The 19,011-nt window shown below is 40.2% G+C and carries 14 protein-coding genes; 2 read left to right on the top strand and 12 right to left on the bottom strand.

What is annotated here, in order from left to right; all coding sequences use genetic code 11:
* Positions 1-5 precede the first annotated feature (5 nt).
* The 8 genes from L8106_RS11310 to queC form a co-directional block, all read right to left on the bottom strand.
* Positions 6-575 carry a Uma2 family endonuclease gene (locus L8106_RS11310; RefSeq protein WP_369748192.1) on the bottom strand — a complete coding sequence of 190 codons (570 nt, stop codon included), beginning with the start codon at positions 573-575 and terminating at the stop codon, positions 6-8.
* Complete coding sequence (gene csx19, locus L8106_RS11315; RefSeq protein ID WP_009784429.1) at positions 562-1,131, bottom strand: CRISPR-associated protein Csx19; 570 nt, start codon at positions 1,129-1,131, stop codon at positions 562-564. The genes L8106_RS11310 and csx19 overlap by 14 nt, the downstream gene beginning before the upstream one ends.
* A complete protein-coding gene (locus tag L8106_RS11320) occupies positions 1,128-2,651 on the bottom strand; it encodes an RAMP superfamily CRISPR-associated protein (protein ID WP_009784430.1) in 1,524 nt (507 codons plus the stop codon). The genes csx19 and L8106_RS11320 overlap by 4 nt, the downstream gene beginning before the upstream one ends.
* Positions 2,648-4,291, bottom strand: coding sequence for an RAMP superfamily CRISPR-associated protein (locus tag L8106_RS11325; protein ID WP_009784431.1), 1,644 nt, complete (start codon positions 4,289-4,291; stop codon positions 2,648-2,650). Before L8106_RS11325 ends, L8106_RS11320 begins: the two co-directional genes overlap by 4 nt.
* The gene (locus L8106_RS11330) at positions 4,288-4,995 is read right to left on the bottom strand and encodes an RAMP superfamily CRISPR-associated protein (RefSeq protein ID WP_009784432.1); all 708 of its coding nucleotides are present in this window, start codon (positions 4,993-4,995) and stop codon (positions 4,288-4,290) included. Before L8106_RS11330 ends, L8106_RS11325 begins: the two co-directional genes overlap by 4 nt.
* Positions 4,982-6,691 carry a hypothetical protein gene (locus L8106_RS11335; RefSeq protein ID WP_009784433.1) on the bottom strand — a complete coding sequence of 570 codons (1,710 nt, stop codon included), beginning with the start codon at positions 6,689-6,691 and terminating at the stop codon, positions 4,982-4,984. Before L8106_RS11335 ends, L8106_RS11330 begins: the two co-directional genes overlap by 14 nt.
* On the bottom strand, positions 6,688-7,911 hold the full coding sequence (locus L8106_RS11340) for a Card1-like endonuclease domain-containing protein (RefSeq protein WP_232228466.1): 1,224 nt from the start codon (positions 7,909-7,911) through the stop codon (positions 6,688-6,690). Before L8106_RS11340 ends, L8106_RS11335 begins: the two co-directional genes overlap by 4 nt.
* A gap of 400 nt (positions 7,912-8,311) precedes the next feature.
* Positions 8,312-9,001: a 7-cyano-7-deazaguanine synthase QueC gene (gene queC / locus L8106_RS11345; protein ID WP_009784435.1), complete on the bottom strand. Its 690-nt coding sequence runs from the start codon at positions 8,999-9,001 to the stop codon at positions 8,312-8,314.
* A 207-nt stretch (positions 9,002-9,208) separates the two neighbouring features.
* Here queC and L8106_RS11350 point away from each other — a divergent pair, with 207 nt between their 5' ends.
* Positions 9,209-9,727, top strand: coding sequence for a DUF4149 domain-containing protein (locus tag L8106_RS11350; RefSeq protein WP_009784436.1), 519 nt, complete (start codon positions 9,209-9,211; stop codon positions 9,725-9,727).
* Positions 9,728-9,857: 130 nt separating this feature from the next.
* Here the strand turns inward: L8106_RS11350 and L8106_RS11355 are convergent, their stop codons facing one another.
* The 3 genes from L8106_RS11355 to L8106_RS11365 form a co-directional block, all read right to left on the bottom strand.
* Positions 9,858-10,154: a TMEM165/GDT1 family protein gene (locus L8106_RS11355; protein ID WP_009784437.1), complete on the bottom strand. Its 297-nt coding sequence runs from the start codon at positions 10,152-10,154 to the stop codon at positions 9,858-9,860.
* Between the two features lie 28 nt (positions 10,155-10,182).
* Complete coding sequence (locus L8106_RS11360; protein WP_009784438.1) at positions 10,183-10,779, bottom strand: RNA-guided endonuclease TnpB family protein; 597 nt, start codon at positions 10,777-10,779, stop codon at positions 10,183-10,185.
* A gap of 167 nt (positions 10,780-10,946) precedes the next feature.
* Positions 10,947-12,956 carry an amylo-alpha-1,6-glucosidase gene (locus L8106_RS11365; RefSeq protein WP_009784439.1) on the bottom strand — a complete coding sequence of 670 codons (2,010 nt, stop codon included), beginning with the start codon at positions 12,954-12,956 and terminating at the stop codon, positions 10,947-10,949.
* A gap of 248 nt (positions 12,957-13,204) precedes the next feature.
* On the opposite strand from L8106_RS11365, the gene L8106_RS11370 reads away from it, so the two are divergent.
* On the top strand, positions 13,205-16,738 hold the full coding sequence (locus tag L8106_RS11370) for an EAL domain-containing protein (protein ID WP_009784440.1): 3,534 nt from the start codon (positions 13,205-13,207) through the stop codon (positions 16,736-16,738).
* Between the two features lie 231 nt (positions 16,739-16,969).
* Here L8106_RS11370 and mrdA read toward each other — a convergent pair whose 3' ends face one another.
* Complete coding sequence (gene mrdA, locus L8106_RS11380) at positions 16,970-18,769, bottom strand: penicillin-binding protein 2 (RefSeq protein ID WP_009784441.1); 1,800 nt, start codon at positions 18,767-18,769, stop codon at positions 16,970-16,972.
* Positions 18,770-19,011: the final 242 nt, after the last annotated feature.

Raw genomic sequence — 19,011 nt, forward strand, 5'->3', positions numbered from 1 at the left:
ACTTTCTAAAAACTAACTCCTTCATACAACACTTCAATCTGACACTCAAACTCAATACTTTCTAATGCGATCGCCTCTCCTTGATAGGACGCATAGTAAAGCCACATTTTTCCTTCTCCTCGACGATAAACTTCAACCGATCTCGATTCTGAATCAATTAAGACATATTCTTGTAAACTGGGAATTTGCCGATAATATTTGAGTTTTTTTGTGTTATCGTAATAAGCGGTACTCGGAGACAGCACTTCCACAATTACTGTAGGATGTTCTATAAAGTCACGAGCTTTTAGATCGTCTGGATGGCAAGTCACGACTAAATCTGGATAGAAATAACGACTATTTTTACTAGCCTGAACTTTCACATCCGATACATTTGCTTGACAACCACGCTGTCGTAAATGAGGTCTTAAAGCTGTATAAAAATTGAGAGCAATGGTGTTATGAGGAATACTCCCCCCCGTCATCGCCACAATCTCGCCGTCAATATACTCATGCCTAAATTCCTGCTTGGCTTCCCATTCTAAGTATTCTTCTGGGGTCATTTTTTGAGGATATTGGGGTTCAGCAATCATCATTTTCTCCTAATTTTATTTCCTGAGTTGTTAAATTAACCAGACGACTGAGATAGATTCTTGCTACTCCACTATCATCATAATTAATGTAGTGGTAAACAACTAAACGCACTGGTTTGTCAAGTTTGTGATCGCCAACAGTCACAAGACTCAAAGGTACAGCGTGTTTTAAACCTTGTGAACCATCCCAGAGTAGAGTAAAGTTACCTTCTCGTTCCCCATGTGTTCCCCAAAGGATTTGAGGTTCTATAATTTGATCTTCCTCTAGATTCCCAACAAATCGCCATTTCCAGTTTTCTCTAGACTTCCAGAGTAATACTTCACCTTCTTGTCCAAAAATTCGACACTGTTGTAAAGTAGATAATCGTAAAGTTGGAAAATTAGATTCAGTAAATACTTCATTAGCAATAGTTAACTTTCCATTGTCAAAACGTCCCCAAATTACACCATCATCAGCATGAGCTAATAAATAAGATGTTTGCTCAGATACCGATGATGCTTTATATTCTAACCAACTGTGTAATTCATCATTATTTTTAAATGCTTTTTCCTCACTCATTTTGATCCCTCCTGACCTAGTTGTTTTAGTAGAGCCTTAACAAATTCCTCTAATTCATCTTTAACTGATTTTTCAGTCTTGCTTAAATTCAATCGATCCTCAATTTTTAACTTTTCATTATCTGCTGTAATTTGCCATTTTTTCGGATTTTCTGGATGATGTCGGATTAAGTCTGCTTGGATTCCTTTTAACCGTCCGCGTCCAATACTGCTTTCTCCGCCAACGGGTAAATCTTCTGTCCACAAATCTTTAAGTAAAAGTAACAGTAAGCCAATTTCATATTCTTTTGGATTCCGTAACTCAAGTTCAATAGTGACAATTGTTTCATCACCCCCAAAGATAGGTTGCTCATCGAATAATGCGCCGTGATATGCACCCCCTGTAAATCGATCAATCGCAATCCGATTTTGTACTAAGTCAGTTGCATCTTTGATAACTTTCTCATGGACAACTAAACGACTTGCTTTTGCCTGTTTACCTACAACAAAACCAAATAACTCATCAACAACAGGCGAAAAGCTTCCTAATGTTTTCACAATTCGTTCTGCTCGATGGCGCAATACTCCAGCTAAACTTGTACCAGATAAAATAGATTCGGGATCTGTTTTACCCGGTCGATGAGATTTCAAATGTACAACGTCAGGGGCGCAACCAGTAGAATCTTGACCCGAACGGATGAGCATAGAACCAACCAGTTTGAAGGTAGCATGGATGGTGAAGCGATCGCGTTTATCTTCCTCTTCATCCAAAGACACATCAAGAGCAGTGACAATAGATGAATAGGTTTCGCGCTCTGGTGATAATTCCCGACACCAATGATCGAACAGTAACCATTCTAATCTTTTATCATCTTGAGTAAGGTTAAATTGCCAAACTTGCCATGCTTTTACTTTAGCGCGACCAAAACCCCGTCGCTTTTTCATGCCAATGCCAATTTCACCAAGCTCTATACCCTGTAAAGCTAATGCTAGTGATTTGATTAGTTTTTCTTCATAGTTTTGCTGTTCTATTGGGTCTTGTTTCTGTTCTATCAGCAATTCAAAACAAAGAGTAAATTCAGTTCCAGCAGCTAATAGCTCTAAGTCGTATTTCTGACCTTTTTTTGCTGTACCCGTTGTGGATTTAATTTCTACTCCATCTCTCAATTCCACAGTTGGTATCTTGGTACTGATAGCATCGTCAATAATTAAAGGACTTTGATTCCCGTCATCATCACTCCGCATTCCCCCAAATAAGAGGGTTGCTAAATCATTGGCTTGTTCGCTAGCCATATATCCATGTTCGCGTTCTTTTAAATAATTTCGCAAAGCACCTGCAATGGATGAACCAGTTAAAAGAGCATGGTCACTAATACTATCTCTAAGCAATGGTAAATCTGTAGGACTATCTGCATCACCACTTCCTAGACAAGTAGGAGTATTTAAAATTAAAGTTCCGCGTACAATCACACGCCGAATAATATGACGCTGTTTGCGTGTCGATAGATTATCGCTTTCGGATTTTTTCTGAGTCATCGTCATTTATTTTTCTCCTTTTTAGCTTTCTTAGCAATTGCCATAATTAAGCGTAATGTGTATTCTCTAGCTAACTTAAGAGTCAGTTTTCTAGTAATTCCAGCAACCTCTACTTGTAAATCTTGTGGATTTTTAATCCATGAGTCAGGATTCCCTATTGGTTTTCTCAACAAATCATAAATTTGCTCATCAAGATGTTTAGGTCGTTCAGCAATCCCTGAAACTTCAGTGTTCTTAAACTGATTACGAGCATTTGATGCTAAGTAACGTAGTAACCTAAAAACGGGAATGCGACTTTGAACAGTCAAAGCTTGTTGAGCAACAATCTCTAATCGAGAAAGTTGACTGTTGCTAATCTCGCCTTGTATACTAATATAACTAATTTTTTCTACAAGAAATTGATCCAATTTTTGGCGTAAAATATTTTCAGCCATTTGTGCAGCTAAATCATGGTATTTCTCGTCTAACTCTGTTTCATTAGCTTTAACCGACTCAGGCGGTCTAGCTGAAAAATGACGGTGTTCTGCTAACCAATTAACAGCAACTCTGCCAAAACCTTCAATGCAGCGCTCGCCAATTCCTTGGCTTTCCAAAATTTTTATTTGTTCAGTTGTTAACTGTACATCAAACACAAACACGCTTCCTGCTGATAAAGCTGGTACTTGAGGTAAAGGTAAACCCCATTTTTGGTTAAATCCACCAACAACGGTACTGCTGATAAAAACATTAGTTGCTTGAGGTAACTGCACTTGCAACTTATCTTCAATTGCTTGCTTGACCAAACAAGGATTGGCTAAAAATTGCCCACAGCAATCGCGTAGAATCGTGTCACTCAGAAGAGTAATTTTTAGCTTTCTACGATTAACTCGATTTTCAGGTTTAATCTGTATTTCATTCCAATTATCAAGTTCTAGGGGCTTATCTGGATTAATAATTTTAATTTTTGTGTGTCCATAACCTGCACTTCGAGAACCTCCTAACCAAATATCTGCTGGTTTGAGTAAACCTTCAATTCTTTCTGCATCATCATCTTCACACAAAATAACGCCTTGAAAAGTTTGTTTAACATCTAAAGCTTCGTAACGAAAGATAGCACCTTCTCCCTCTTCAATAACTTGATTGGTAGCTTGATCGTGTTTTGTTGCTGATGAATGTCCTTTAGTGCGATCGCGTGTAGTGTGAATATTAATCCGTCGCTTCTCTCTGTATAAAACAACCTGTCTTTCGTTCACAGTGCAAAATTTTTCACTTAAGTTTTTCAGAGATTCCTGCTCTGGTTCATAGTTGCTCAAATCATAAACTTCTAAGGCAGGTTCTTGTTCTTGCGGTAATTCTTCATCTTTCTTTTTATACCAAGACAAAGGTACTGGTAAAGTCCGTCTCTTTTGTTTTTTGCAAAATAGATAGGCATTTAAGTAACGGGTATTGCCATCAAAAAATAAGCGTTTTACCTCTTTATTGATATCCGCGTCTGATAAAATATCCTCTGGCAATTCTGGGTGACGCTTGAGGTAACGACCAATTAAAGCACCTCGAATCATACTCGCAGGAATATAAGCAAAAGACACATCACTATTCGGATCGCCCTGAAATGAAGTTGCTAAAACTGGCTGTTGTGTTTCTAAAAGAAAAGTGATGACTTTCATTTACTTACCTCCTCAATTGTTCCAAAAAGATGAATAAAATCTTGAGTAATATCTTGTTCATTGGCATCGCATAAGCTACATTGAACGTGACCTCGCCCTCGATTTCGTCCACTTCCAATATGCCGAAGTGCTAAAACACTAACACCTAAAAGTGCTTTCATATCTGATGTTGGTTCTTCATCAAAGAAGAGGTGAGCAGTAAAACGAGGTGAGGTATTAGGGCGATCGCGCATGACAACCCGAGCCGATCGCAAACTACCGCTATCTGCTGTACCATTATTAGGATTAATCGCTGTTTGGCGACGAATTGTTGTCAGGGAATGCAATATATCAGTTGGTGTTAAAGCAGGTTGCTCATTGTCTCGCTCTTTGTCTATCTGAATTCCTACCGCTTCCCGTAATTTCTCTGGCAAACAAGCATCGCCAACGTGGATAATAGAATTGTGTTCTATAACGCTACCAGAAACACCAAATAATTTATTTCGGACATCTTTCCAGTGTATAAACACCTCATCTTTTAGTAAGATAATTAAGTTATCGCACTCCTCACTCAATAAGCCTTTCAAAGTGCGTCCCCGCAGATAAGGAAATCCATACAAGTCATGCTCTACTTCTTGGTCAACTAAACCAGCAACACCATCACCCCGCCCAAAGGTTGTATCACTCAAAAGTTGAATTTGTATTTGCAATTCATAGATGTTCATTATTATCCCCCTTTAAGCCAATGTAAAAATCCATTGCTTCGATCGCATCAAAGTAACCACAATAATACTGTTCACCTTGAATACACCAACCTTGCTCTTGTAAGTTATGTACTTGTAAAAAAGGTGGCAGTTGTTTGATACCGTATGCTTTCATAAACTGTTCAGTTTTGTAAGCCCCTTGGCGGAGAATTTCACGCAAAGCAATAATTTTATTGCGACGATCTTTCCAAGGTTCGTTACCTTCTATATCATCAAAGTAACCATTAAAGTATTGAACTACGTTGATGAAGTTAGCCCATGTTCGCCATTGGTCATCGTCAGAATCGTGTTCTTTTAACCGTATCGGTCGCATCGTAAGTTTTCCGGCTGAAACCTCATATTCTCGTTGACGAATTTCTCCTAAAGAACCCATTAAGCCACTAGCAGCAAAGTGCCAATCAAGCGTTGAACAATAATAGTTACCATCTTCATCTAATCCCAATCTAACTCTTTCTTCGCGGATGAACTTTTTCGCTGTGCCGTATAATTCCTCAACTATTTGGTAAGCTCTAGCAAAGGGGTAGTGAGTTTTTACAATACAAATTCCAGCACGAGCCGTTAAGTTAAGAGGTTGACCTTCTATATCTTGTTGTTTTTCAAATTCTCTCAGATAAATAGTTGCTAACTCAAGCCCTAATCTTCCTTCACAAACAAAGATGACATCATCACCTCCATACACCAAAGGACGAAACGGCAGATAATATTTACCTTTTTTTGATTTTTTGAGATTGAAATTGCCTATTTTGCCTGTTATTTCTCCATTTTCAATTGAAGCATAAATTATTTCCAATACTTTTTTAAGAGCATTTATTCCAGCATCCTCAACGCTGAAAGAAAGTTTACGCATTTCAACAATGGCTTCTTCGTCAGATTTTCCTTCCCCACATTTCTGAAAACGATTTCCCATGCCATTACCATCTGCATGAACGATAGCAACATAGCTAGATTCACCTTCAGAACGACCTAAATAGTCCGTGCGGTAAGGAAACTCATAAATGTCTGAGTTAAAAGTACCAGCAAACTTTTCTATTAGTCTTTGATTAGCATTGGGAACTGCCTTAAGCTTGGCTTCACTTTCTCTGGAAATTAGATAAATATCCTCCTCATCAGCATCAACGTATCCTTCGCTGTTATTGACGGCAGGAAGTTGAGTTGACTGACAAGCTGCTGTTACTCCTAAACCTAATAAAGGCGCAGAAGCAACTCGCTCACGTTTCTTTTTAGCTAAGTCTTTTTCCAACAGTTGATTCAGTGTCTTTTTAAACTCTCCTTTGTGAAATTCAAATTCTTTGTTATGAACAACAACAATATTTAAACCGGGTGCCTCTTGCAAAATTCGTTTGGTTAAAATTTTGGTAAAGCATTTAGCATATTCAAAATTTGCAAACAGTAAAACTGTATTGCCACCTCCTGCATAGACTATCTCAGCCGCTACATTCTCATTACCGATATAGATTTGATGTAATGAGTCTCTTGTAGGAATATGAACTTTTTGGTTAAGTTCTTTTCCTAAATCCTGTAAAGCAGTTTCAGCCCATTCTTTAGTAGTCTGAGACACTAAGTACGAAGCACCAATGTTTTCGCGCAAGCGGTTACTGCCGAAAACATAGTCTTGAATTCCAGTTGTATCTAATACAGTTACAGTTAGTTTAGTCATATTGCACCCTTATTGTCTTTAGCCCAATTTGCAATTTTCTTTTTTAGATCAGGTAAGTCTTCTCGAAGAAAAACAGCAATTTTCGGATTTCTTACAGCCCCTTCAAGCTGACTTTTCAGCCATAGATCTAAACGTTGTGGTTTACTAGGATCATTGTCACAACAGCAAACTAAAGCAACTCTGGCTTCATCACCACCGAGTTGTTTAGCTCTGGTGTGTGCCTCAAAGAGTTTCAGCTTACATTCTTTGGGATCTTTACTGGTTGTGCAGGAAATCGCAAATAATTGGTAACTTCGCATGAAGGCGACATCAAATTCAAAGACTCCTCCTTCATAAGTTTGGCTTTTTTTAATAACAAATGACATTTTGCTTTCGCCAAGCTGCAATTCTTGCGTTAATTCTTTAACTTGTTTAAGTACATAATGCTCTAACCAAATCCCCCCTAACCACTCACAAACTTGCTGACAACTACTAAATCCTTTGGCTTTAGTCACTTTTAATGAAAGCTGACTCGGAGAAGAAGCCAAAGCATCTAACTTCTGGCGCAAAACTTCAATAATCTCTGGGTGTACGCCTGTTAAACTTAACGATAGTTTAGAAAGCTCGTCTTCAGATTTCCAGTAACCTGTTTCTGAATTTTTTGCTTTCTTAAGTTCTCCGTAGTTTTTATAACGATGAGTATTAGACCAAGTTCTCCAAGTTTTTGCTATTTCTTCATTTTGATAAAGTCTGACAAATTCTGCGGCTGCATCTGGTAAAATTGGACTAGGGAGTGGCTTTTTATTTTCTTCCCATTTATAGTTATGAAGTTGAAACAATATTTCCAGAGAGACCTCAAGCTGAACTCCTCTGTGGGTAGAATCGGAATTGGGATGATCTATAAATATTTCTAATGTCTTGGCATCAAGATAGCTATAGACTGTATCAGTTCTTTTTAAATCATCAATGGCTCGATAGGCATGAATTGCCATTGGGTTTGTGCCACCTGTATAATGTAAACCAATACGTTCATTAGTAGGTATTTTTCCAGCATATTCTTGAATTTTTGTGTAAATTCGATGAGCATTAGATTTATTACTGTCAGAGTTTTGTTTGTCTAAAGCAACTTCTTGGCTATGAAAGCCTTTATCTTTCAGAGCAATTTTTAATCGCTCTCTTTGAGGCCTTGTTTGATTGGTATAAACAAGATATGCTGTGCCGCCAGTTTCCAGTAGTTTCATAGCGGCTACATAGTTCGGTAAAGGGTTTTCCCCAATCAACAAAAACAGATGATCGACTTGATGTTTATCTAACGGATTGTTACTGGCCATGGATGACTCCAAAACAGACGTTAACAGGTTAATACAATTCAGGCTGGCTCAAATCTAACGCTTTTCTCGATACTCCGAACTTCCGAAAAGCCTAACTCCAGTAATTATTGCAGATAAGCTGATTTTAACAGACTTAGTTCACAAAATTTTACCCTAAAAAATGGCTTGAATATAACAACTTTTCTTGAATTATTTTTAATCTTATTTACAGATTTTTAAGCATTTCTTTTAAGACGTTAAAAAATAAAAATGTGCGAGAAACAAACTTTATGTAAGTCCCTAGCACAATAATAAAGAGTTTAAATTGTGTTTACTTTAAAACATCTTCTACATAGGGAATTGGATCAGTTAATCCCAGTTCTTTAAAAGCCGCTAATCGGAGTTTACAGGAGTCACAAACACCACAAGATTTTTCTTCTCCGGCGTAGCATGACCAAGTTTTTTCCCAGGGAACTCTTAAGCGATTTCCCAGTTGAATAATTTCTGTTTTTTTGAGGTGAATGAGAGGAGAATGAATTAGAATCGGATTTCCTTCTCTGCCTTGTTTGGTTCCCAGTCGAAACACGTCTTGCATGGCGGCGATATAGTCGGGGCGACAATCGGGATAACCCGAATAATCCAACGCATTCACCCCAATATAAACTCGACTGGCGTTAACTGTTTCGGCGTAGCCCAATGCAAAACTTAAAAAGATGGTGTTGCGGGCGGGAACGTAGGTAATAGGAATATTTTCACTCATTTGGTTTAATGAGCGATCATTGGGTAAATCGATTTTGCGATCAGTTAACGCTGATCCGCCCCATAAACTCAAGTCAAATTTTACCACCTGATGTTCGACGACGCCTGCACTTTGAGCAATTTGTTGAGCAGAAGCAAGTTCTCGTTGATGTCGTTGCTGATAGTCGAAGGAAATGGCGTAACATTCATAGCCCTCAGCTTTGGCTTGATAGAGAACGGTTGAGGAGTCTAATCCACCCGATAGTAATATAACGGCTTTCACGGTTTTGAGTTCTTACTGCTATTTTCACTTTTATGCCCGTGATTTTAACAAAAATTAATCAAATTGACGGAAAACGAGGGTATTAAATGTTAACAAATCTACTTTACAGATTGCAGTACAAATCGAAAGATTACTTCATATTTTTTTGCTGCAATATTCGTTAGAATAGAAACCAAGACACAATTATCCGTGTTCAGGTATTATCTTATGACTACATTTTCTAAAGTTGAATACAATCCTTCTCGTTGGTTAACGGTTATTTTAATCACGCTGGCGCTCTGGATGGGCGGGAGTATGGTTTTAGACTTCGTGATTATGCCCAGTATGTATATGACGGGGATGATGAATCAATCAGAGTTTGCCTCTGCGGGTTCGATGATTTTTTCTGCTTTCAATCGTGTAGAAATCCTTTGTGCAGCAGTGGGATTAACAGGCTTGATGGCGTTGGGAATTACGTTGCCAGAAGGCTTTAGTAATCGCATTCGTACCTTAAGTATTTTGGCGGTAGGTTTATTGGCGATCGCTTTAACTTATACCTACGGTTTAACTCCCCAAATGACGGCGTTAGGCTTAAATCTCAATCTGTTTAATCCCGTTACTGAAGTTCCGACCGGAATGAATCAACTCCACTTCAGTTATTTTAGTTTAGAACTGATTAAACTAACCTGTGTTGGTATCGTTTTAGGCTGGTGTGTTCGTACAACTCGCCGCGAAGCTGTTCATTAATAATTGTTCAGTATTCTGTTCTATTTTTGAACCCATAATGATATTAACTCATTGCAGAGATCTCAGATAAAGGAGGGGGAAAGATGCAAAGATTCTTCCCCCTTTTTTACTAATTTTTTCACGAAGAAGGTTAATCTAATTCTTCGCTTTCTTCAGAACTCGGCCATAACAATAGTCGCGCCCCCATAACAGCAAATCCCACCGCCGCAGAGATTTTAATCCAGTGAGTGGGTAAGACTTCTGCTATTCCTTCTCCGACTAACACTCCAATCAAACTCGCTAACACTAGGGCGAGTGCGGTTCCGAAGAAAATTGCCCGAGGTGACTTACTGGTACCACTCAAAGCGATCGCCGCGACTTGACTTTTATCTCCCAACTCGGAGAGAAACACAGCGATAAAACTCAATCCCAACAGTTGTAAATCCATCTTTCAAGTTTAGAATTTTAGCTGTGAACTACCCCACCTCATCGGAGACGGGGTTTCCATCTTCTAGGGGAAATGCGTCCAATAAAACCGAAGTTTTACCACCCGTCTTATTCTCCCTCAGATTGGCAGTATCGCTGGTTCCCAACGACAGAATCCGCAAGCCTTCATTCTTGATATTTATTGCTGCATTGATATCACGGTCAATCCATTTTTCAGCAATAGGATCGTATAGCATTCGGTCTGATAACTTCAAATCAGTGAACCGATATCCTGTTAGATGAGAAATGCGCGAACTCGGGAAAAATCTATCTACTTCTAGATAGACTTTCCCTTCCATCTTAGCTTTATAACTGAGCATTGTACAAAAAATTCCCCATCCACAATCACTAATAGCCTTAGCTAAGTTATGGTTTTTGACCATGTTCTTGACAGCCAGATTTTCCACTACAATCACTTGGTTATCGTTGACTATCTTGCGGGATAGTTTATGTAGAAAATCTTCTCGACATCTAGCAATCCTAGACTGAACTCTAGCAACTAACCGTTTGATTTTTTTACGGGTGTTACTTCCATCTTTAGCTCTCGCTAATTTCTGTTTCAACACAGCACGATAAGACTTTAGCACAGGCTAACTGTTTTGTGTGTTCGTCTATCGACTCACGGCTTACATCCCCATCTTGAAGAAGGTAGGGATTTGCGCTTATTCAGTTAAAATTGCGATTTGGCGTGTTCCTGTCTTCCTCAAAACCATTCAGTTTACTCAAAAGTTTACCCGATTTAGGATTGGAAACCTCAACGCGCGGCTTGCGGTTCGCTCAAAAACCAAGCGCGTAACACCTCCGCTACTGTCCAAGCTTGAGCGGGACAACCACAGGGACGCATGGGTGCATTTCCTTCAAAAATCTCACTCATATTTCCCACTCCCGCAGCAAATAAATGATCAGCGAGGGGTTGCAAATATTCACGAGCCTGATCAGAATTTTTATAGACTCGCAGATGAGCCAAGACAAATGGCCCCATCAGCCATCCCCAAACCGTTCCTTGATGATAAGCACCATCTCGTTGCAGTTGATTTCCGGTGTAGGTGCCTTGATACTCGGGATCATCAGGAGCTAAACTGCGGAGTCCATAGGAGGTTAACAGTTCTTGGGCGCAGATTTCAACGACTTGACGTTGACGCCTCGAATTTAACAGACAAGCATAGGAGTTTTCTCCTAAAGGCGGCAGAGAAACGGCTAAAATTTGGTTGGGACGCAAGCTGGCATCATTGCCGTTGGGAGTATCGAGAACATCGTAACAATATTCAGCGGCTTCATTCCAAAACCGAGCAAAGCCTTTGGCGGTTTGTTGAGCGAGTTGTTGGTATTCGTCGTGGGGTTTACCCAGTTTTTGAGCAAAACGGATCATCATCTGAAGCGCATGATACCAGAGTACATTCACTTCGATCGGTTTTCCCATCCGGGGAGTAACAACCCAATCTCCGACTTTTGCATCCATCCACGTCAGTTGAGTTCCGGGTTCTCCGGCGTAGATTAAACCATCTTCTGGATCAAGCTTGATATTATAACGAGTTCCTTGTTTATACCAGTCGATAATATCAGCCAAAATGGGAAAAAGTTCCTGGATTAAGCCTTCATCGTTACTGGCATCAACATAGGCCCGAATCGCTTCAAAATACCAGAGTGTCGCATCAACCGTATTATAGTCGGGAGCGTCACCTCGATCCGGAAAACGATTGGGGAGCATTCCTTGATCGACGTATTGAGCAAAGGTTCGCAAAATAGACCGAGCAACATCTAAGCGTCCAGTATACAAGGTTAAACCGGGAAGGCTAATCATGGTATCTCGTCCCCAATCTCCAAACCAGGGATACCCCGCAATAATTGTTTTACCTTCCGGTTCATCTGGAGTGGGACGATCGACAATGAATTGATCGGCGGCGAGAACCAATTGACGCACCCAGGCGGGGGTTTGTTCGGTAACGGGTGAATTTTGAATCAGTTTTTGTTCGTAGTTGTAGCGAGATAAGAGCGCAATTTGACCATTGAGTTGGGGGTGGGGTTCGGTTGTGGCGACAAAGGTAATTGATTGTCCAGCTTCGAGGGTGGTGTAATAGGTGGCACCGTGTAAGTGATCTTCGGTATCATCTAAACCCCGTTCCCGTTCGACAGCTAGATCAAAGCCATAATACCAGGGATGAGTCGCCAGTGAAGTCGCAACTTTTGCCCCATCGGTGAGTAAATACAAGGGAGTGGCGAGTTGAAATGCTTTGATACAAATTCCATGTTCGATGGTATCGACTTGAATTGGCCATTGATTGGCGTGGGTATTATGGTGGTAATCTCGATGGTTGACTAAAGCTCTGAGGGTAAGCGTCATCGGTTGAGTGGCACGACGCAACGTATACTGAATGTAGGTTGTATTTTCTCCCTGTTGCATCCATACCCGTTTTTCGAGTAAGGCGTCTGCACAGGCAAATTTCCACGTTGGTATTGTCCCATCTAAATAAAATTGTTCTAGATGCTTAAACCCTTCAGGATCAATTTTGCCATCTGACCAACGATTCATGTAAATTGGAAATACCCGATTGTCATAGCTTACCGTCTCATCTAGCTTTGCTAAGAGTAAAGTCCGACCCAAGGGCGGATGGAGAGCCGCTAATAGTAATCCGTGATATCTACGGGTTAATACCCCCGCTATTGTGCCTGAAGCGTAACCCCCTATTCCGTTGGTCACGAGCCATTCTCGGGATTCAGCAGATGCTAGATCACAACAGATTTCTCGCCCAAATGTAATAATCATGCTTGATCTCCTAACTTGCACTCAGTTTATCTATCTGGTAATGGTCAATTTATTGAGGGTTTAGATTCACGAATAAAGACTGAGTGTTTATTGTAAATCCTACCTTCCCCTTAAAAGAGATTCTATTTTTTCTTTTAAGAGTTGTCGGAGAAGCAATTGTTTTTTGAGGTTGAATTTCATTCTACAGGTTAAACTACTTGAGATCAAACCAATAAAATTAAATTTTTAATGTTTTATCCAGTATGGTAATGAACCCCAAAAAAATTAAAAAAGCGATAGTGATTGGGGCAGCAAGTGGACTCTTGGTAATTAGTACAACAGTTGCTCTGATTAGCTTGCTCCCGCTTTATAGTCGGATCAAACAACAAGAAGAACAGAGTCTATTATTGCAAACTGAAAAAAGTGCTGTGGCTCTCGATATTTCTTTGAGAAAAGCTCAGGAACAGGGATTACAGTTTGCTCAAAATATTCAAGTTCAGCAATTTTTATCGAGTTTAAATACCGTCAGCAGTTCAAAATTTTATTCAGAAAAAATTAAAGCTGATCTGCAAAAAAAATTAAATCAATCTGTTGTCGGAATTGCTTACCTTGATTCTCAAAATCAAAAACAGTTGGAAGTGGGTGAACCTTTACCCGATCAAGTTTTTCAGAGTTTTAGTTCGGATACGAACTTATCTAAAGTTAAGCTATTTTGGATTGAGCAAGACTTTTACTTTGCCGTTCTTAATCCAGTCATCAATTCAAAAAAAGTTGGAACCAGTATCGTTCTATTTCAATTTCCTCAGATTGAGCGACTTCATAAGTGTACTCGATTTTCCAAAGTTTGTCACGCCATTTTAGGAATTCGACAACCTGAAAAAACAGAAGCATTTTTGCCCTTAGGTAATCCCCATTCTACATCTGATGATCTCTTACTTATTGATCCGTCAATCAAGATTGCAATTGATAAATCTATTCGCGGAGAAACCGGAGCATTATGGTGTAAAGAGTGTGACTATTTTATCGCTTATAGTCCAGTTCCAACCGTAAATGGGGGTTTATTGCTGGCGACGGGAAAAATTAAACTTTATGCTTCGATTTATCGACAATTTATAACGGTTTCCGGGGCAATTGTCATTTTAATTGGATTAGGAACAACGGGAATCGTCTTAATTTTACGTCCTCTGACTGATCAAATGCAAACTGAAATTATTGAACGTCAAAAAGCTGAAATTGCCTTGCGTCACGAAAAAGACTTTAATCAAACCCTTTTTCATGCAAATCCAGCGTTCTTAATTGTGCTTGATCCAGAAGGAAAAGTCAAATTAATGAATGATACGATGCTGAATGCTTTAGGTTATACTCTCGAAGAAGTTGTGGGTACTGATTATTTAGCAACATTTGTTCCTCGCCATAATAAAGATGCTTTACCTTGGGTATTTGAGTTGATGATTCACCGCCAACTCCCCATCAGAACCGAAGAAAAAGTCTTGATGAAAAATGGCAAAAAAATTATTGTAGAATGGTATGGTCGGGCAGTTTTTAACCCAGAAACAGACGAGTATGAATACTTTTTAGGTGCTGGCTTAGACATCACTGAACGCAAGCGAACTGAAGAAGAATTACAACTGCTTCAACGGATTACAAATGCTGTCAGTATTGCTTCAGATTTTGACTCTGCTATCGAAGTTGCTTTGCGTTTGGTGTGTGAAACGACGGGTTGGGAATTTGGCGAGGCGTGGGTTCCCAATACCGATCAAACTTATTTAGAATACAGTGCAGTGGGCTATGATAATACTTCCAAAGCAACAGCATTTCGTCAACAAAGTCATAGTCTAAGATTTGCACCCAATGAAGGATTACCGGGACGGGTTTGGTCTTCTCAAAAACCCGAATGGATTCCTGATATTTCCAGAGAATCTGAAACTCAATTTCCTCGGACTTTAATTGCGGCAGAACCTGAATTTAAAGCTGGATTTGGAGTGCCGATTTTATCCAATAATCAAGTCCTAGCGATACTTGTTTTTTTAATGTCTATTCCCAAAGCTGAGGATAGACGTTTAGTTGAATTTATTTCTTCAGTAGCAACACAACTCGGTACTGTCTTTGAACGCAAACAAGCGGAAGCAAAGTATAGAAATATCTTTAAAAATGCGGTCGAAGGTATATTTCAAATGAATTTAGAAGGTCTATATACCAGTGCAAATCCGGCGTTAGCCAATATTTTAGGTTATAGTTCTCCCCAGGTTTTACTCAATAAAAAAACTAAAGTTAAAAATCTTTACTTTCGTAGCGAACAGTATTCTAAATTTATTCAAACTTTAAATAAACAGGGAAAAGTTTCTAATTTTGAATCACAAGTTTATCGTCAAGATGGACGTTTAATCTGGATTTTACAAAATGCTAGAGCTATTCGTTCATCGAAAGGAAAGCAAGTGATCTATTATGAAGGCTCTATAATTGATATTACAAATCTCAAGAAAACTGAAGAAAAATTACGATATAGTGCGTCTCACGATGCTTTAACAAATTTATGGAATAGATCCTTTTTTATTGAACGCCTTAAAAAATCTATCACTCGTCTACATAAACAATCTAATTATCTATTTGCAGTGTTGTTTTTGGATTTAGATGGCTTCAAAATCATCAATGATTGTTTGGGTCATGGGATGGGAGATTTGTTGTTAATCGAAATTAGTAAACGTCTAAAAATTAGTCTGCATTCAGGTAATATTTTATGTCGATTAGGTGGAGATGAATTTACAATCTTATTAGAAAATATTTCCGATATCAATGAAGCTCAAGAAATCGCCTCCCGAGTGCTGAAAATACTCAATAAACCCTTTACTCTCAAAGGTCATCAAGTGTTTATCGGGACGAGTATTGGTATTGTTAAAGGAACTCGTGAATATCATCTTCCTCCAGAGATTTTGAGAGATGCAGACACGGCGATGTATCGGGCGAAAAAGAAAGGAAAAGGCTGTGCTGTTCTGTTTGATGCGGGGATGCGAACTGATGCGTTGCGACGTTTACAAATTCAAACTGATTTGCGATTTGCCCTGGAACAAGAAGAATTTCAACTTTACTATCAACCCATTATCGAATTAAGTACGGGTAAAATCGCAGGCTTTGAGGCTTTATTGCGGTGGGAACATCCCCAACAAGGATTTATTTCTCCCGGTGAATTTATTCCCGTTGCAGAAGAAACTGGAATTATTGTCCCTCTGGGAGAATGGGTATTACGAGAAGCTTGCCGTCAGCTTCATACCTGGAAAGAGAAATTTTCCCTTTCCAAGTTGTTAATGATGAGTGTGAATTTATCAAGCCAACAATTTACCGTAGATTTAAGCCAACGGGTTGATCAAATTCTCCAAGAAACTCACGTTTTAGGGCGAGAATTAAAATTAGAAATCACTGAAACTGCAATTATGGCTGATCCTCAACTGGCGATCGCCACTCTCAATGAATTGAAGCAGCGAGAAATTATGATTTGTATTGATGATTTTGGGACGGGTTATTGTTCTTTAGGATATTTACATCAGTTTCCCGTTGATATTCTGAAAATTGATCGTTCTTTTGTTAATAAAATGCAGGTAGGTGATAAACGAGAAATTGTTAGAGTGATCGTGGAACTCGCAGAGAGTCTGAGAATGGATGCGATCGCTGAAGGAATAGAAACAGAAGAACAATATATCCAGTTGCAAAACCTCCACTGTAAATATGGTCAAGGCTATTATTTCGCGAAACCCCTACACCCCAACGAAGCTGAACAATGGTTAGCCGGAACTCGCAAAGTCAGTTAATAGAAGGGAACAGGGAACAGGGGACAGGGAACAGGGAACAGGGAACAGGGAACAGGGAACAGGCAATAGGGAACAGGGGACAGGGAACAGGGAACAGGGAACAGGGGACAGGGAACAGGGAACAGGGGACAGGGGACAGGGAACAGGCAATCATGCTGTTATCAGTAACTTCTGACTTCTGATTTCTGACATCACGACTTCTTTCTCCCCACCTCCCCTATTCCCTGTCACCTATTTCTTTTTCTGGCTAAAATAAGTTTGAAACATTTGCTTGGCGACAGGAGCAGCAGCAACGGAACCATAACCCCCATTTTCAATCACCACAGCAATTGCAATTTCTGGATTATTTGCCGGCCCAAACCCCACAAATAGAGAGTGTGATTGCTGCCACAGCACCTCAGAAGTTCCGGTTTTACCGCCTGTGAGGGGAATTGTCCCATCGTTCATTCCCTGACCCGTACCATACTGAACCACGCTCACTAACCCTTCTTTAATCGTATTAATCACCTGTGGATCTAACCCCGTCGGCACAGGTTTCGTTTCAGGGGTATTGGTCATGTCAGCTAACAAATGAGGTTTAACGCGATTGCCGCCATTTGCCGCCGTTGCCACCATTACCGCTAGTTCTAACGGAGTCGCTAAAACAGCCCCTTGACCAATAGACATCGTGATTGTATCACCCAAATACCAGGGTTCGCCGAAAATTTCTTCCTTGTTATCGGGAGTCGGAACAAAGCCTGTCGAACCTTCACCCAATTTCAGCAACTTCAAGTCTGTGCTGCCAATCCCAAAACGCCCCGCCCACTTGGCAATTTCTTCGGCACCAACAGCCATTCCCAAACGATAAAAAAACGTATTACTACTAAAAGCTAAAGCATCTCTAAATCCAATCACTCCGTAACCGCCACTATGTTCGTGAAAGGTGATTCCGCCAACAGTAATCGATGCAGAAGTCGCAATCATCGAACCGGGGGAAAATTTACCAGATCCCATCCCTGCGGCCGCTGAGACGATTTTAAACGTGCTACCGGGAGGATATCCTTGTAGGGTGCGGTTGAGAAAAGGATTCTCCAACCCTTGTAGATCTTCCCATTCTTCGGTGGAAATAGGTTTGGTAAATGTATTGGGATTGAAGCGGGGACTACTCGCCATCGCCAACACTTCCCCCGTTTTCACATTTATTGCCACAGCAGCACCTCGTCGGTATCCTATCCCCTGTTCTGCTGCTTTTTGTAGGGCAATATCGAGAGTGAGCTTGATGCCTTTACCACCGATAGAGGGTTTTTCGCCCAACAGTCGCAATTCTTGATTTTGAGCATTAACCTCGACCAAACGCGCTCCCCAAACTCCGGCGAGTTGCTCATTGGCGCCGGCTTCTAAGCCGAGTTTACCCACAATCATTCCCATCGGATATTCTGGGTTCGCTTTTAAATCTTCTAGGGTCGCTTCCCCAATATAACCTAGTACATGAGAGGCTACACTCCCTTGTGGATAGTAGCGATTAGAGTCACTGCGAATTTCGACACCGGGTAACTCTAAGGCATTTTCTCCAATCCAAACAAAAGCTTCTGGGGTGACATATCGAGCAATACGAACTGGAGCGGCAGAGTTATAGTTAACTTTTTCTAACTTGGCGATAATTTCTTCAGTCGGTACATCTAGAACTTTGCTTAACTGTGGGGCGCTTTGCTTCCATTCCTCCTGGGTTTGTTCCTTTGGCCACAAATAGACCGCCCGAGTCAGATGATTTTCGGCTAGGGGTTGATCATTTCGATCCAAAATTCTGCCCCGATTTGAGGGAATAGGTAACAAACGAATTCGATTTTCTTCAGCCCGGATGCGGTTTTGCTTGCCTTCTATCAGTTGTAGTCCGACCAAACGATAGACACTCACCCCCATCAGTGTCGTGATTAACAAAATAAACGCTACGGCTCGATAGAGATAGCGAGAATCCCGTTTATCGCTTTTAGAAGGGGATTTCAGAAAATCGATGGAAGACGTTTCAGATGTAAATGACAATTGACGCACCATAGCCCTGCCGTGTCAATATTGATTTAAGGATTATAGTTACAAGTTGCCTGCTGTAACCGTTGGTTAGTGTTGAGCTGAATGCTCGCGATCGCTGATTACAGGTTAATTTTGATTGAACATGGAAAAATTTGACACTCCCGCGCCGTAAACGGCGGGGATTCTTGGTTCAGCGAGTCCACTTAATACAGACAGGGCGACCTATCTATACCAGAGATGGATTCTCCTCAAGCGTTTTGCTCCAT

Source organism: Lyngbya sp. PCC 8106, assembly GCF_000169095.1.
Lineage (GTDB): Bacteria > Cyanobacteriota > Cyanobacteriia > Cyanobacteriales > Microcoleaceae > Capilliphycus.